The organism is Sphingopyxis sp. KK2, from assembly GCF_001990265.1.
Lineage (GTDB): Bacteria > Pseudomonadota > Alphaproteobacteria > Sphingomonadales > Sphingomonadaceae > Sphingopyxis.
The window spans coordinates 1-15,718 of sequence record NZ_LYVN01000099.1; the positions used below are offsets into that span (position 1 = coordinate 1).

The 15,718-nt window shown below is 68.6% G+C and carries 11 protein-coding genes; 7 read left to right on the forward strand and 4 right to left on the reverse strand.

The features are described from left to right. The 5 genes from B1A78_RS22725 to phbB form a co-directional block, all read left to right on the forward strand. Positions 1 to 489, forward strand: a 489-nt coding sequence (locus B1A78_RS22725; protein ID WP_077147809.1) for a hypothetical protein, incomplete at its 5' end; no start/stop codon positions are given. Between the two features lie 56 nt (positions 490 to 545). Further along, positions 546 to 2,834, forward strand: a complete 2,289-nt coding sequence (locus B1A78_RS15390) for a xanthine dehydrogenase family protein molybdopterin-binding subunit (protein WP_077147810.1) — start codon at positions 546 to 548, stop codon at positions 2,832 to 2,834. Continuing rightward, complete coding sequence (gene hemH, locus B1A78_RS15395; protein WP_077147811.1) at positions 2,831 to 3,826, forward strand: ferrochelatase; 996 nt, start codon at positions 2,831 to 2,833, stop codon at positions 3,824 to 3,826. The genes B1A78_RS15390 and hemH overlap by 4 nt, the downstream gene beginning before the upstream one ends. 64 nt (positions 3,827 to 3,890) lie before the next feature. Next, the gene (locus tag B1A78_RS15400) at positions 3,891 to 5,600 is read left to right on the forward strand and encodes a DUF1963 domain-containing protein (RefSeq protein WP_077147812.1); all 1,710 of its coding nucleotides are present in this window, start codon (positions 3,891 to 3,893) and stop codon (positions 5,598 to 5,600) included. Positions 5,601 to 5,693: 93 nt separating this feature from the next. After that, positions 5,694 to 6,416, forward strand: coding sequence for an acetoacetyl-CoA reductase (phbB, locus tag B1A78_RS15405; RefSeq protein WP_077147813.1), 723 nt, complete (start codon positions 5,694 to 5,696; stop codon positions 6,414 to 6,416). Between the two features lie 406 nt (positions 6,417 to 6,822). On the opposite strand, the gene B1A78_RS15410 is transcribed toward phbB, so the two are convergent. After that, positions 6,823 to 7,563 carry a DUF4019 domain-containing protein gene (locus B1A78_RS15410; protein WP_077147814.1) on the reverse strand — a complete coding sequence of 247 codons (741 nt, stop codon included), beginning with the start codon at positions 7,561 to 7,563 and terminating at the stop codon, positions 6,823 to 6,825. 110 nt (positions 7,564 to 7,673) lie between these two features. Between B1A78_RS15410 and B1A78_RS15415 the strand changes: the two genes are divergently transcribed. Both B1A78_RS15415 and B1A78_RS15420 read left to right on the forward strand, forming a co-directional pair. Then, positions 7,674 to 7,910 (forward strand): ribbon-helix-helix domain-containing protein, encoded by a 237-nt coding sequence (locus B1A78_RS15415; RefSeq protein WP_077147815.1) that lies wholly within the window; start codon positions 7,674 to 7,676, stop codon positions 7,908 to 7,910. 31 nt (positions 7,911 to 7,941) lie between these two features. Further along, on the forward strand, positions 7,942 to 8,157 hold the full coding sequence (locus B1A78_RS15420; protein ID WP_144037862.1) for a hypothetical protein: 216 nt from the start codon (positions 7,942 to 7,944) through the stop codon (positions 8,155 to 8,157). Here the strand turns inward: B1A78_RS15420 and B1A78_RS15425 are convergent. The 3 genes from B1A78_RS15425 to B1A78_RS15435 form a co-directional block, all read right to left on the reverse strand. Further along, positions 8,154 to 9,017, reverse strand: coding sequence for a RimK family alpha-L-glutamate ligase (locus B1A78_RS15425; protein WP_077147817.1), 864 nt, complete (start codon positions 9,015 to 9,017; stop codon positions 8,154 to 8,156). The genes B1A78_RS15420 and B1A78_RS15425 overlap by 4 nt on opposite strands. A gap of 179 nt (positions 9,018 to 9,196) precedes the next feature. Beyond that, positions 9,197 to 13,912, reverse strand: a complete 4,716-nt coding sequence (locus B1A78_RS15430; protein ID WP_077147818.1) for an NAD-glutamate dehydrogenase domain-containing protein — start codon at positions 13,910 to 13,912, stop codon at positions 9,197 to 9,199. 183 nt (positions 13,913 to 14,095) lie between these two features. Further along, positions 14,096 to 15,442, reverse strand: a complete 1,347-nt coding sequence (locus tag B1A78_RS15435; protein WP_077147819.1) for a hypothetical protein — start codon at positions 15,440 to 15,442, stop codon at positions 14,096 to 14,098. Positions 15,443 to 15,718: the final 276 nt, after the last annotated feature.

Below are 15,718 nucleotides of genomic sequence, written 5' to 3' on the forward strand. Positions count from 1 at the left end.
GGCCAGGCCTATGCCGGCAAGATCGAGACGAACGAGGCCGCCGACGCCGACATGCAGGGCAAGGCGATGGTGATGCACATCCGCCGCTGCACCCCCGACCGCATCGAAATCCCGTTCCACATCGCGGGCCTCGGCCCCGATGGCGGCTGGGACCGCTCGCGCACCTGGATCGTCAGCCGCACCGATACAGGCCTGCGGCTCAAGCACGACCATCGCCACGCCGACGGGTCGAAGGACGAGGTCACCCTCTATGGCGGCGACACCGCCACCCCCGGCAGTGCGAGCCGGCAGGAATTTCCGGTCGACGCCGAATCGATCGCGATGTTCGAACGCACGGGTCGCAGCGTCTCGACCACCAATGTCTGGGCGATGGAAATGACCCCGCTTGGCTTCGCCTATGAGCTGAAACGCGCGAACCGCCACTTCCGCGTCGGCTTTTCCTGGAACCGCCCGGTGAGCCCGCCACCCCCCGCGCCCTGGGGGTGGTGATCTAGGCCTCCAAAAGCCTTTGCCTCGCCGACTCGCCCCGCCTATCAGCATCGGCAATGGCGGGCATTCGCGACAGCATCGACACGAAAAAACGGCGCCTGCCGCATGTCAGCCGCCGGTCGCTGCTCGTCGGTGCGACCGCGGCGGGGGGCCTTGCGCTCGCGTGGAGCGTCTGGCCCCGCGAATACGCCCCCAATCTCACCGCCGCCAAGGGCGAGCATATCTTCAACGCCTTCCTCAAGATCGGTGAGGACGGGCATGTCAGCGTCGTCGTCCCGCAATGCGAGATGGGACAGGGCGTCACCACCCTGCTGCCCCAGATCATCGCCGACGAACTCGGCGCCGACTGGCGCACGATTGCGGTCGAAACCGCACCGATCAGCCCGCTCTACACCAACACGCTGCTGGTCGATGAGGATAGCGCGACCTTCATGCCGCGCGAACTCGTTCCCGATTTCGTCGCCGATGTGCGCGGCTGGGCGCGGCGCGAATGGGCGGTGCGGCACGCGGTGATGCTCACCGCCAACTCGTCGTCGGTGCGCATGTTCGAAGAGCCGTGCCGCGAAGCCGCGGCGCAGGCGCGCGCGCTGCTGATGATGGCGGCGGCGCGGCGCTGGGACGCCGACTGGCAGGACTGCGACACCGCGAACGGCTTCGTGACCTTCGGCAGGAAAAAGCTCCGCTTCGCCGAGGTCGCCGCCGCCGCGGCGCTGCTCGAACCGCCCGCCGAGCCGGTCTTTCGCGCGAGCAGCAACGATCCGCTCTACGGCCAGGAACTGACCCGGCTCGACCTGCCCGCCAAGGTCGACGGCTCGGCCAATTATGCTGGCGACATCCGCCTGCCCGACATGGTCTTCGCCGCGATCCGCCAGGGCCCGCTCGGCGCGACGCGGCTCAAGAGCATCGACAAAAAGGCCGGGCTCGCCTCGCCGGGCATGCTCTATGTCGTCGAGCATGAACGCTGGCTCGCCGCGGTCGCGCGCAACTGGTGGGCCGCGAACCGCGCGCTCGACCAATTCGCACCCGTGTTCGAGACCGCCGGCGCGCCGATTTCCTCGGCAAGCATCGACAAGGCGCTCGCGGCCGCGCTCAAGGCCGACGGCTATCGCATCGCCAAGGCGGGCGACGTCGCCAGCGCGATGGAGGGCCGCGCCAGCGTCGGCGCCACCTATCAGGTCGCCCCTGCGCTGCATGCGCCGATCGAGACGCGCACCGCGACCGCCGCGCCCGACGGCACGCGGCTGCGCGTCTGGGTCGCGACGCAGGCGCCCGCACAGTGCCGCGCTGCGGTCGCCGCCGCCACCGGCCTTTCCGAAAGCGACGTCACCCTCTTCCCGATGATGGCGGGCGGATCGTTCGACGCCTGTCTCGACCATAGCGTCGCGGTGCAGGCGGCGATCATCGCGCTGCAGGTCAAGCGCCCGGTCCAGCTCGCCTGGTCGCGCGCCGAGGAAATCATGCGCGATATCCCCCGCCCCCCGGCGCGCGCGCGGATGGTCGCGACGCTCAACGCCGCAGGCGGCATTGACGCGCTCGTCGCGCGCATCGCCGTGCCCTCGACCACCCACGAATTTCGCGACCGGCTCTTCTCGAACGCATCGCCCGACGTCGCACAGCGTGCCGCCGCCGGCGCCCCCGACGCGGCGGCGGTCGAGGGCGCGATCGGCGGCTATGCCATCCCGCATGTCGCGGTCGACCATTGCCCGGCCGACATCGGGCTGCCGACCGGGCGCTGGCGCGGCAATGCCGACAGCTATACCGCCTTCTTCACCGAATGTTTCGTCGACGAGATGGCGGCCAAGGCGGGGCTCGACGCGCTGTCGTACCGGATGGCGATGCTGGGCGGGCAACCGTTGCTCGCACGCTGCCTGCTGACCGCGACCAGCATCGGCGGCTGGGAAGGCATGCTCTCGGGCTCGGCGCAGGGGCTCGCGTGCCACAGCATGCGCGGCAGCCATATCGCACTGATGGCGACCGCGCGCCCCAGCGACCGCGGCCTCCAGGTCGAACAGCTCGTCGCCGTCGTCGACGCCGGGCGCCTCGTCAATCCGGCGATCGCGCGGCAACAGGTCGAGGGCGGGCTGATCTTCGGCCTCGCCGCCGCGGTCGGTGCGACCACCGACTATGAGGGCGGCGTCGCGACCGCGCGCAAGCTCGCCCAGCTCGGCCTGCCGCGCCTGTCGCAGTCGCCCGAGATCATCGTCGAATTCATCGACAGCGACCGCGGCCCCGGCGGGCTGGGCGAGATCGGCGTGCCCGTCGTCGCGCCCGCGATCGCCAATGCGCTCTATGCCGCGACCGGCCGCCGCATCCGCCGCCTGCCGCTCGGCGCCAATCCCCTATGACCGTGCCGCCCGGTCACCCGCCCGTCGCCGCCGATCGGATCGGCGTGCTGCTCGTCAACCTCGGCACCCCCGACGCCCCCGACGCGCCGTCGGTGCGCCGCTATCTCGCCCAATTCCTGTCCGACCGCCGCGTCGTCGAAATCCCGCCGTTGCTGTGGCAGCCGATCCTGCGCGGCATCATCCTCACCACGCGGCCGAAAAAATCGGCGCACGCCTATCAGCAGGTGTGGACCGACGAAGGCTCGCCGCTCGCCGCGATCACCCGGCGCCAGGCGGCGGCGATGCAGGCGGCGCTTGGCCCCGACATCGTCGTCGAACATGCCATGCGCTACGGCAATCCCGCGATTGCCGCGACGCTCGACAGGATGCTCGCCGCGGGGTGCCGCCGCATCCTCGTCGCGCCGCTCTATCCGCAATATTGCGCCGCGACGACCGCGACCGTCACCGATGCGGTGAACAAGCATCTCGCGGGCCTGCGCTGGCAGCCCGCGCTGCGCTTCCTGCCGCCCTATCCCGATGATCCCGCCTATATCGCGGCGCTCAAGGCCTCGGTCGAAACCGGCCTTGCCGCGCTCGACTTCGCGCCCGACATATTGCTCGCGAGCTTCCACGGCATGCCGCAGCGCACGCTCGACCTCGGCGATCCCTATCATTGCCAGTGCCGCAAGACCGCGCGCCTCTTGTCCGAAGCGCTCGGCCGCCCGGTCGAGGTCGCGTTCCAGTCGCGCTTCGGCCGCGCCAAATGGCTCGAACCGGCGACCGACGCGACGCTCGAACGCCTCGGGCGCGAAGGCAAGAGCGTCGCGATCTTCGCCCCCGGCTTCGCCGCCGACTGCCTCGAAACGCTCGAGGAACTCGCGATCCGCGGGCGCGAGCAGTTCAGCGCGGCGGGCGGCACGCACTTCGCCTACCTTCCCTGCCTCAATGACGGCGCCCCGGGCCTCGCGATGCTCGAAGCGCTCGTCCGCCGTGAACTCGCGGGCTGGATCTGACCCGTATCGCTTACTTCCTGTTTAGGACCTTCGTTTAGACTGCGCCTCTGAAACGGAGGTTGCGATGAGTCAGGTCCAATCGGCCATGCTGATGCTGGTGGCGGCAACCTTCGCCTTCGTCGTCATCATGTATCTGCTCTGGCGCCGCACCCGGCCCCAGCCCGAACCCCGCGCGCCCAGGGCGCCCAAAATGCCGCGCGCGCCGCGCGAGGCCGGCGAAAGCCGCCTCCCGCGCCTGCCGCGCCGCGACCGCGAGGTCGAGGCACCGGTCGAAATCTCCGCCGCGCGCCTCGCCCGCATCAGGGCCCGGCCCGCGTTCGAACCGCTGCCCGAGGTCGAAACCGAAACCGCTTACGACCCCGCGCCAGCCCCTGCCGCCGACTATCTCGTCGCCGACCGCGAGCTCGTCAGCCAGATCCTCGAGCAGATGGTCGCGCAGGTCGGCCATGAGGCCGAGCTGGTCGAACGCCGCGGCACCGAGCCGGTCACGGTCCGCCTCGTGCCGCAAATCCCGCCGCGCAAGGACGAGGTCGTCACCAGCTGGCTCGGCGGCCGGCCGCGGCTCGACGCCGGCGCCCGCTGGCCCGAAATCCGCGAGGTCCAGGGCGAATTTCTCGCGCAGATTGCCTGCGCGCACCTGCCCGCCGATATCTGGGACGGGCTCGGCCCGCGCCGCGGCAGCCTCGCCTTCTTCATCCACCCGCGCGACGGCGACGTCGCGGTGGTCCATGTCCATGAAGCGGGCGACCCGGTCGACGCGCCGCACCCGCTCGACCCCGGCGGCAGCTTCTTCGCCCCCGCCGGCGGCTTGCGCTTCGGCGACCTCATGCCCTTCGCCCGCACCGCCTTTCCCGAATGGCCCGTCGACCTCGTCGCGGTGCGCCCCGGCGATGCCGACCCGCGCGCCGACGATGAAGCCGCCGATGACGACAGCGTCGCCTACCGCCTCTATCGCGGCGGTTACGACATCGCCGACCCCGCCTTCCATCCCTTCGACTGGTCGAGCATGACCGCGATGGTCGACATCCTCGCGATGCGCATCGAGCGCTTCTGGAAGGATGTCGACGGCCCCTCGCCGATCGACACCCAGCTCGCCAGCGTCGAGCGCCGGCTCGCCCGGCACGACGCCGGCGACAAGGATCCGCTCGGCCGCGACGGCCTCGTCAACATGCGCACGACGCTCGAGGAACTCGCCGCAGCCGCCGCCGATGCCCGCGCCGCGAACGGCGAAGCCCGCGCCCGCGCCGAGGAGATCATCGCCATCGTCCGCGACAGCGCCCCCAAAATGGCCTTTTCGGCCAGCGACGCCGCCGCGGTGATGGAGGCGCTGCGCGCGATCCGCTGGACCAAGGTCAACCGCAAGAAAGACCCGCAGGACCGCCCCGGCGTCGAGCTGATCGAAAGCCTGACGCTGCCGCTCACCCAGCATCATCCCGATGCGCCCTTGTGGGTCCATGATTACCAGAGCATCTGGTTCGACCACGCCAAGCACGCCTATGCCGCGAACCCCGACGCCTTGTCGGACGCCGCGCGCACGCTGCTCGAACCCTGGCTCCGGGGCCTCGCGGCGCGCGAGATGCCGAGCATCGGCCACATCCCCTTTCGCTATGTCCACGACTATGACGAGGAGCTGCACGCCACCTTGCTCGAATTGCCGACGAGCGGGCTGATGAGCTGGATCTTCGGCGACATGGACCATCTCGTCCTGACGCTGCGCAAGGCCGATCTCGCCGCCGGCCGCTGGGACCGGCCGCTGGTACAGGTCAGCAACTGAAAATAGCTATGCGCTTGACGTAACGGTCAACTTGCGGCCCTCTCCCGCCCGACCTAATCAAGGGCGAACCGGCCCTGTGGGAGAGCATCATTTATGTCACGCGTAGCAATCGTCACCGGCGGCAGCCGCGGTATCGGCGAAGCCATTTCGCTCAAGCTCAAGGAGGCGGGCGTCACCGTCGTCGCCAACTATGCCGGCAATGACGAAAAGGCCCGCGAATTCACCGACCGCACCGGCATCGCGGCGCGCAAATGGGACGTCGGCGATCATCAGGCGTGCCTCGACAATTGCGCCGCGATCGCCGCCGAATTCGGACCCGTCGACATCGTCGTCAACAACGCCGGCATCACCCGCGACGGGACCCTCGCCCGCATGAGCTACGACGACTGGGACGACGTCATGCGCGTCAACCTCGGCGGCTGCTTCAACATGGCGAAAGCGACCTTCGGCGGCATGGTCGAACGCGGCTGGGGCCGCATCGTCAACATCGGCTCGATCAACGGCCAGGCGGGCCAGTACGGTCAGGTCAATTATGCCGCCGCCAAATCGGGCATCCACGGCTTCACCAAGGCGCTCGCGCAGGAAGGCGCCAAGAAGGGCGTCACCGTCAACGCGATCGCGCCGGGCTATATCGACACCGACATGGTCGCCGCGGTCCCCGCGCCGGTGCTCGAAAAGATCGTCGCGAAAATCCCCGTCGGGCGCTTGGGCCAGGCCGACGAAATCGCGCGCGGCGTGGCGTTCCTGTGCAGCGAGGATGCCGGGTTCGTGACGGGGTCGACGATGAGCATCAATGGCGGGCAGCATATGTACTGACGGTGGCAGGCGCCTAACAAGGCGTTCGCGCAGCGAACGACGCGTTAGGCGCCGGTGCCGCAAAGCGGCAGCCACCGGCTCGGCCAGCGGGGCGGCCGGCCCCGCAAGGCCGGCCGAACCCGTCTGACGTCATGGCGGCGGCTTTGCCGTCGCCGCCTGCGCACCATCAAATATGAACGGGCAGGGGCTTACCCACACCCCTTTTCGTCATCCCCGCGAAGGCGGGGATCCAGCTTTCTCTTCCTTGTTCGTGCCTTTGCGCCTTTGCGTGAGATCATTCAGAATCACGCAAAGGCGCAAAGAACACAAAGGACTCTTTGACAATCTGTCAGCATCATCCAGCCGGTTCAGTACGAAGCTGGATTCCCGCCTTCGCGGGAATGACGATGATTTGGGACGGTGCGACCTACTCCACCGTAACCCCGACAACGCGCCAGCTCCCGCCCTCGCGGATCAGCGAAAGCGTCTCGATCGCCCCCGCCTTGTTCGCATAGTCGGTGCGGAACTTGACCATCTGATAGCCATAGGGCGGCGCCGGCACTTCCTGCTCGCTCAGCAGCACGCGCGACTTCACCGCCCCCAGCGGCCCCTGCACCTGGCTCGCCACCCGGCTCCAGGTCTCGACGCTATTCAACGCCTTAAACGCCTGCCCCGTCGCCTCCCAGCTTCCGTTCCAGTCGCCCTTGTCGACCATCGCGAGCCAGTCGCGCGCCGCGCCGACGGCGGCGCTTTCGGTGGGGGCGGTCGATGGCGCGGCGGCGGGCGCACCGGCGGTTCCGGTCATCGATGTGAAAGCGAACAAGGCGAGAGCGAGCGACATAAGACCTCCTATGATCCAGCCGAGCGGCCGCACCATGCGGGGCGCCTCGACCGATGCCGCATGCTCCGCCACGCCGCCGCCGACGGCATCCCCCAAAGCCTTGTCCCCAAGCATTTCGGGGGCCGGTCCTTCGGCGTCGCGCAACTGCCGGGCCGCCTCGCGGCTGCTCGACACCGCCATCTTGCGCCGCGCATCGCGCAGCCGCTCGTTGACCGTGTGCACCGACAATCCCAGGTGGCGCGCCATCGACTTGGCGCCATAGCCGCTGACGAGCAGCCGCAGCGTCTCCTTCTCCTTTTCGGTGAGGGTCTGGATCGCTGCGGTCATCGGCTCGCCTGTTTCGCTTCGCTGGGCGCGCCAATCTAGGCCCCGCCCGAATCGCGGTCACCCCCAAATAAATCGTACCTCTCGCCGCGAGCAGGCGATAAGCCCTTGTCATGGCGGCGCCCTATCACCCCCCGGTCAAACGCTCGGTAACGATCGCCGGCCACCCGACCTCGATCAGCCTCGAGCCGGTCTTCTGGGACGCGCTCGAATCCGAAGCTGCACGCCATGGCTTGCCCATCAACGCCCTCGTCGCGCGCATCGACGTCGAGCGCATGGACGCGGACGATCCGCCGAACCTGACGTCGGCGATAAGGCAGTGGTTGTGGCTGAAAAGAACCGGCAACTGACGTTGCAATTCACACCCTCGGGATGGGCGTCATGAAACTGAAAAATGTGATGCGGCACAGCACGAACGTGATCGCCACCTTTGCCATCGGAATAGCTGTGTGCGCCATAATTGCGGACACGATATCTCAAATATCGCGGGGGACGATATCCGATTTGCCGTTTCACATCCTTGGAGGCCTCGCCTTTATCGGGTTCATGCTATTCATGCGCCACGCCATATTGCTGCACGTCGATACACTCGATTAAATAACAGCGGCCCCCGCCACCGCGCGCCCGAAAGCCGCGCCCTTGTCCTCCGCGAAGTGCAGGAACAGCGACGGCTCGATCAGTTCCAGCTCCATGATGTGCAGCACGCCCGCCGCATCGCCGACCATATCGACCCGCGCATAGACCGGCGGCGCGGGCGCCGCCGCCAGCGCCGCAGCGGCGAGCGCCTGCGCCGCATCGCTCGCGTCCCACGCCGTCTCGCGCCCGCCGAACTGTTCCTGCACGCGAAAATCGCCCGCCGCGGGGCGCTTGACGATCGCATGGCTGAACCGGCCGTCGAAGAAGAAAAGCGAAAACTCGCCGTCGGTCAAAATCCCCGCCATCATCGGCTGCACCAGCCGCCTTTGCCCCAATGCATCGGCGGGCCCCCCCGCTCCAGCCGCGATCCGGTGCGTCCCGTCGGCGCCGCCCGAGATCGCGGGCTTCACCACCAGCTCGTCAGCGCCGAGCGTCGTGCGCGCTTCGCCCAGCCCGGCGTCGTCGAGCGCCGCGACCTCGACCGTCGGCACCACCACGACGCCCTTCGCCGCGAGTTCGGACAGATAGGCCTTGTCGCTGTTCCAGCGCAGCACCGGCACCGGATTGACCACCGGCAAGCCTTCGGCCTCGAGCCGATCGAGCAGGGCATACCAGCCGGGAACGTCGCGCTGATAGCCCCAGGCAAAGAGCGGCAATATAAGGTCGAAGCCCGACAGATCGCCGGGGTCGCCCCACATACGTTGCTCGACCGCCAGCCCTGCGCCCGCGAGCGCCGCCGCCTTGCGCCCAAAGGCGGGCTGCCATTTCTCGTAATAATCGGCCGCCGGAACGAGGATCGCGACGCGGGGCTGAAAGGGCAAAGCTGTGATCCCCCATTGCCCTCTCCCCTTCAGGGGAGAGGTAGCGCAGCTTGCTCCGGCAGGAGCTAGCGAAGCTCGGAGAGGGGCAGGGTCGGTGCCATTCCCCCTCTCCAACTTCGGCTAGGCGCTCCGCGCCAAGCCTCCATATCCTCTCCCCTGAAGGCGAGAGGGCTAGTCAATTACCGCCCCAACAATCCGCGCGCCTGCCCGGCGATATGCGACAGCATCGCGCCGTTCGGGTTCGGGATCGTCCGCGCGCGGTCGACGGTTGCGCGGAACTGCGCGACGCGCGGGCCATGGTCGGCGAGCCATTTGGTCACCGCCGCGTCGAGATCGCCCGCGGGCAATTGGCCGAGGAAGCTCAGTCGCATCTGCTGGAAATCGCGCGCGAGGCTGTTGACCAGCAGGCGCTCCCACGGATCGGCGGGGCTCATATGCGCCGCCAGCGTCTGCGCCCAGTCGAGCCCCAAGGCTTCGCCCAAATGCGTGAAGGCCTGCGTCACCGCGATCTCGTCGTCGCCGCGCCGTTCGGCGAGGTCGACGATGCCGATCGCGCCGTCGGTCTTGAACAGCCGGACGACCGACGACGCGAGCGCCTCGGGCGCCCCCGCGTCGAGCAATTGCTGCGCCAGCATGTCCCACTGGCGCTTGACCGAGGGGCTGAGCAGCCCGTCGACCCCGGTCATCAGGCGGTCGACCCCGGGCTCGAGCCGCGCGACGACCGGCCCCGGCTGCGCCGCACCCGATGTCGCGCGCAAGAGGTCGGCGATCTGCGATGCCATCGCCGACGCGGCCTGCGAAAAGAGCGACAGGCGGATCGCCTCGTCGATCTTCGCGGCATCAAGGGACATCCAAATATCGTGCATGCCGAGCAGCCGTTCGACCGCGACGAACGCCGCGGCGACGTCGCCGAGCGAGCAGCCTTCCTCCTCGACCAGTTCGAACGGATGGACCACGCCCATGCGGTTGACGATGCGGTTCGCCAGTTTCGTCGCGATGATCTCGCGGCGCAGCTGGTGGTCGGCGATCGCGGCGGCAAAATCGCGCTGCATCTCGGCCGGGAAAGCGGCCGCGAGGTCGGTGCCGAGCGCCGGATCGTCGGGCAGGTCGCTGTTCTCGATCGCGTCCTGCAACGCGAGCTTCGAGGTCGACAGCAGCACCGCAAGCTCGGGCCGCGTCAGCCCGCGCCCTTCGGCGGCGCGGCGCAGCAGTTCGTCGTTCGCCGCCAGCCCCTCGACCTTGCGGTCGAGCCGGCCCGATGCCTCGAACGTCTCCATCAGCCGGACGAGCGACGGCACCGCCGCCGACCCGCCCTTTTCGGCGATCGACAGCGCGAGCGCCTGCAGCCGGTTGTCCTCGAGCACCAGCGCCGAGACATTGTCGGTCATCCGCACGAGCAGCGCGTCGCGGTCGTCCTGCGCCAGCCGCCCTTCGGTCATCTCGCGGTTCAACGCGATCTTGATATTGACCTCATTATCCGAGCAATCGACGCCCGCGCTATTGTCGATGAAGTCGGTGTTGATCCGCCCGCCATGCGCCGAAAAGGCGATGCGCGCCGCCTGCGTCACGCCCAGGTTCGCGCCCTCGCCGATCGCCTTGACCCGCAGGTCCTCGGCATCGACGCGCAGCGCGTCGTTCGCGGGGTCGCCGACCTCGGCATTATTCTGCGCCGCCGCCTTCACATAGGTGCCGATACCGCCGAACCAGAGCAGGTCGGCCGGCGCCTTGAGGATCGCCGAGATCAGCGCGCCGGGCTCGATTTCGGCCTGCGACAGGCCCAGCACCGCCTGCACCTCGGGGGTCAGCGGGATGCTCTTCTGGCTGCGCGGGAAGATGCCGCCGCCCTTCGAGATCAGCTTCTTGTCATAATCCTCCCAGCTAGAGCGCGGCAGCGCGAACATCCGCTCGCGTTCCTTCCAGCTTTTCGCCGGATCGGGATCGGGGTCGAGGAAGATATGGCGATGGTCGAACGCCGCGACCAGCTTGATCGCCTTCGACAGCAGCATCCCGTTGCCGAACACGTCGCCCGACATGTCGCCGCAGCCGACGACGCGGATGGTGTCACTCTGCACATCGACGCCCAGTTCGGCGAAGTGGCGCTGGACCGAGACCCACGCGCCCTTGGCGGTGATCCCCATCGCCTTATGGTCATAGCCCTTCGACCCGCCGCTCGCGAAGGCGTCGCCGAGCCAGAAGTCGCGCTCCATCGCGAGGCCGTTGGCGACGTCGGAGAAGGTCGCGGTGCCCTTGTCGGCGGCAACCACGAAATAGGGGTCCTCACCGTCACGGATCACGACGCTCGCCGGATGCACGACCTTGCCCGCGACCAGATTGTCGGTGATCGACAAGAGCGAGCGGATGAAGATGCGATAGCATTCGGTGCCTTCGGCGAACCAGGCATCGCGGTCGAGAGACACGTCGGGCAGCGCCTTGGGATAGAAGCCGCCCTTCGCGCCGGTCGGCACGATCACGGCATTCTTGACGCGCTGCGCCTTCATGAGGCCCAGGATCTCGGTGCGGAAGTCGTCGCGGCGGTCGGACCAGCGCAGCCCGCCGCGTGCGACCGGGCCCGAACGCAGGTGGATACCCTCGACGCGCGGGCTGTACACCCACACTTCGCGCCACGGCAGCGGCTTGGGCAGCCCGGGGACGAGGCTCGAATCGATCTTGAACGCCAGCGCCTCGGCCGCCGCAGGGGCAAAGGCGTTGGTGCGCAGCGTCGCGCCGATCACCGCGTGGAACAGGCGCAAAATCCGGTCGTCGTCGATCGACTTGATCGCCGCGAAACCCGCCTGGATTTCCTTGTCGAGATAGTCGGCGCGCGCATCGTCGCGCTTCGCGGGATCGTGGAGCGCGCAGAAGCGCTCGACCAGCGCGCCGGTCAGGTCGGGGGCGTGGCGCAGCGCCGCGACCACCGTGTCCATGCCATAGCTCGACCCGCCCTGCCGCATGTAGCGGAACCAGGCGCGCAGCCAGACGATCGCCTGCGGGTCGGTCTGGGTGACGAGCACCAGCTCGTTGAACGCGTCATTCTCCGCGCGGCCGTCGAGCACCGCGGCGATCGCCTTCTCGATCATCTCGCTGTGCGGCAGCAGCGCCAGTTCGTCGACCGACGCGGGCAGCTTGAGCGAGAAATCGTGGATCACCGCGGGCACTTCGTCGTCGCGCTCGGTGCCCGGGATGCGGCTCGCGCCGAGTGTCGTCGGGATTTCCTCGAGCACCTCGAAGCCGAAGTGCTCGAGCGCGGGGACGACGTCGGACAAGGCGAGCGGCCCGACCGCGCTATAGACCTTCAGCCGCAACCGGTCGTCGCCGTCGAGGCTCTTGCGCGCGAGGCGCACGCTGCGTGGATTGTCGGCGTCGAGATCGCGCAGCCGCAAGATGTCGCGCGCGGCTTCCTCGGGGTCATAGAGATTGCGGTAATTGGGCGGGAAGAGCGGCGCAAAGCGCGACGCCAGCGCCGCCGCGCGGCCCGCGTCGCCGCGCTTCGCGAGCGCCGCCTCGACCTCGGGCTGCCAGCCGCGCACCATCTGTTCGAGCTGCGCGTTGAGCTTCTCGGCATCGGGCACCACCCCGCCGCTGCGCAGGTCGAGCGTGTAGCGCAGGAGCGCCGCGCCGCCGTCCTCGAGCACCATCGTCCAGCCGATCACCCCCGCCTTCGCCTCGCGCACCAGCAGCGATTCGACCGCGAGCCGCCGCCCCGTCGACACCTCGTCGCGCGGCAGCCAGACAAAGGCGAACAGGTGACGCCCGAGCGCGCTCTGCACCATCACCAGCTTCGGCCGCGGCCGGTCGGTGATCGACATCGAGGTCAGCACCAGCTCCTCGAGCGACGCCGCGTCGAACGCGATCAGCAGGTCGTGCGGCAACGCGGTCAGCGCATGCGCCAGCGCCTTGCCGGCATGTCCCGTCGGGTCGAAACCGAATTTCGCCATCAGCGCGTCGAGTTGCGCGCGCAGCACCGGGACCTTCGCGGGCGGCGCCGACAGCGCCGCGCTCGTCCACAGCCCGGCGTGGATCGACAGTTTCTCGACCGTCTTGCCCTTCATCTCGGGCACCACGACCAGGTCGAGCAGCACCCGGCGATGCACCGCCGACAGGCGGTTCGACTTGATCAGCAAGGGCGCCTGCCCGCCGGCATCGAACCAGGCGAAGGCGGCTTCGAGCGCGTTAGGCGACAGGAGCTGGCTGCTGCTCGACGCGCTGATCCCCAGCGGCGCCTCGACCGCGCCGTCGCGGGTGCGCCATTCATGGCCGAGCTGGGTCATCGCCCCGCCCTCGAACCAGCGCAGCAGTTCGGCGGCCTCGCCCTCGACGCGCATCGCGGCGTCGGCGAGCATCGCGGCGCGCATCGCGCGCCAGTCGGCGACCGCCGCGCGGACGTCGGCGAGCGCGCCCTCGAGCCCGTCGAGCAGGCGGCGCCGCGCGCGCGCATCGCCGCGCTCCAATTCCATATAGATCACCGATTCGCGGTTCGCGCAGCCCGGCGTCGCGGCTTCGGCGCCGGTCAGCGCGCCCTTGGCATCGCGCGTCGCGGCGACCACCGGATGCAGGATACGGTGGATCACCAGCCCCTGCGCGCCGACGATCTGCGATACCGAATCGACGAGGAAAGGCATGTCGTCGTTGATCACCGCGAGCCGCATGCGGCGGTCGGTGCTCTCGGCGGCCATCGGCTCGAGCAGCAACGACGGCACGCCGGGCGCGCGGTCGAGCGAGGCGCGCGCGGCGAATTCGCCCGCGTCTTTCAGCGCCTTATCGTCAAGGTCGTCGCCCTCGCCGGGCAGCGCGCTGCCGTGCAGCGCGGCCTGATAGGCCTTGGTGATCTTTGCGGGGATTTGGACCGTCGATGCGGGGGTTTCGGCTTCGATCGTATCGGATTTGTCTTGCGGCATAGGGTTCAGGCTTCCCGACCAAATAGGCGGGCCTCTGCCGGGGGGTGGCTGGCCCGTTCGCTACTCGCCCCTATGCGCCCGCTCGCCGCGCGGCTCAACCCCCGCGCGCACGACTGCGCAAATATATTTCAATTTTCGGGTTTTCTGTTGCGCGGCGCTCGCCGACGCGGGGACGCGTGCCTGTTACGGCGCGATCGTCACCGCCTTGCGCGCCAGCTTCGCCAGCAGCGCCTCGTCGTCGGCGGCCTTGGCGACGATGCCGATATGCCCGCCCGGCATCGCGCGCGCGATCAGCACGACGAATTCGGCGTCGCCGGCATCATGTTCGAGGATCACCGCCGGTTGCGCCGCGCGCAGCGTGTCGAGCGACGTCGCCGCCTTCGGCGCGGCCGCGGGCTTGCGCTTCGCGCGCTCGTCCTTGACCAGCCCTTTCAGTCCGCCCGGATAGGCGTCGAGATAGGCCGACAATTCACCGCGCCCCACGCCCGCGCCCTGCGCATGGCCCAGCACGCACGCATATTCGGCGAGGCGCGTCTTGTCGTAGTTCGCGCCGAACACCAGCTTGACCAGCGGCGTCATCGGCGCGCGCTCCTGCGCCTTCAGCCCGGCATCGTCGAGCAGTTCGGCGAACTCTTGCGGCGCCTCCTCGGCGGCGAGCGCGAAGTCCCACGCCTGTCCGACCGCCTGATAGAGCGCGCTGCGGCTGCGGCTGTCGGCGGCAAGCGCCCTTTCGGCGGTCGCGCGCGCCAGCGCCAGCCAGTCGGCCAGCCCCGCGTCGTCGCCTAGTTCGTCGCCCAGTCCGTCGGTCGCCTCGTCCGCGACCACGGCGGGTTCCTCGACCGCGGGCAACGGCAACGCCGCTCCGGCCTCGGGAAGCGCGCCGAAGCCCGGCGCGGGCTCGTCGTCGATATGTTCGCTGTCGGGGCCGTCGGCCCACACCGGCACGGGGGCGGTCAGCGGCGGCGCACTGCGCAGCGCCTGGTCGACCGACAGCTGCAATTCCTCTTCCTGGTCGGCGGGGGCCGCCTCTTTCCAGTTGATCACGCCCATGATGAAATCGATCGTGTCGTCATCGGACGAAAAGGGCAGCAATATGCCGCGGTACATGATCGTCGTGCCGCGATCGTTGACGAATTCGGCCTCGAAGCCGATCGGCGCGCGGTTGGCGATGATCTGGAGATAATGGTCGGTCAGCCGCGAGAGCAGCGAGCGTCCCGGCACTTCGCGAATATATTGGACGTCCTCGTCGATCTGCGACTCGATGCGCAGCTTCTCGCCCAGGAACGACAGGCCCGGATTGTCGACCCCTGCGGTGAAATCGAGCAGCACCGAATAGGGACCGAAGTCGTCGATATTGTCGAGATCGAGATCCTCGACCGACGGATAGGCGCGGTCGGACAGCAGGGAAGCCCAATAATTATAGGCGCGTACCTGCATCCGCCGTTCGTCGACCCCGACCGACGTCGGCGATTCGATCGCCCCGTCATCCTGGCCGTGGCTGCCCGAAAGCAGTCCGCGCATGCTGTCCATCATTTATCCCCAGTCGCAAAATATAGGTAAGCGTGATGCACCAGGACTGGTAAAGGGCGCGTAAACGATGGCGGCGGGAGGCACCGCGGCACCGCTTCCCATCCTTACCCTCGGCCGAACGCAGGCTATCGAATGACGGCAAGCGACCGGAAGTGGACTTTCGAACGAGCGAGCTCATTTCCCCTCCCGCAAGCGGGAGGGGCAGCGAGACTTGGGCGTTCGCGCCCTAGTCGCAGCGGGGTGGGCATCGCACCGTTGCTGACCCACCCCCAACCC

What these genes read in the sequence shown, in the direction of transcription:
- B1A78_RS15415 (WP_077147815.1), top strand. Translation starts at nt 7,674, where the DNA reads ATGGCGGCGCCCTATCACCCCCCGGTCAAACGCTCGGTAACGATCGCC.
- B1A78_RS15430 (WP_077147818.1), bottom strand. Translation starts at nt 13,912, where the DNA reads ATGCCGCAAGACAAATCCGATACGATCGAAGCCGAAACCCCCGCATCG.
- B1A78_RS15435 (WP_077147819.1), bottom strand. Translation starts at nt 15,442, where the DNA reads ATGGACAGCATGCGCGGACTGCTTTCGGGCAGCCACGGCCAGGATGAC.
- B1A78_RS15410 (WP_077147814.1), bottom strand. Translation starts at nt 7,563, where the DNA reads ATGACCGCAGCGATCCAGACCCTCACCGAAAAGGAGAAGGAGACGCTG.
- phbB (WP_077147813.1), top strand. Translation starts at nt 5,694, where the DNA reads ATGTCACGCGTAGCAATCGTCACCGGCGGCAGCCGCGGTATCGGCGAA.
- B1A78_RS15390 (WP_077147810.1), top strand. Translation starts at nt 546, where the DNA reads ATGGCGGGCATTCGCGACAGCATCGACACGAAAAAACGGCGCCTGCCG.
- B1A78_RS15400 (WP_077147812.1), top strand. Translation starts at nt 3,891, where the DNA reads ATGAGTCAGGTCCAATCGGCCATGCTGATGCTGGTGGCGGCAACCTTC.
- B1A78_RS15420 (WP_144037862.1), top strand. Translation starts at nt 7,942, where the DNA reads ATGAAACTGAAAAATGTGATGCGGCACAGCACGAACGTGATCGCCACC.
- hemH (WP_077147811.1), top strand. Translation starts at nt 2,831, where the DNA reads ATGACCGTGCCGCCCGGTCACCCGCCCGTCGCCGCCGATCGGATCGGC.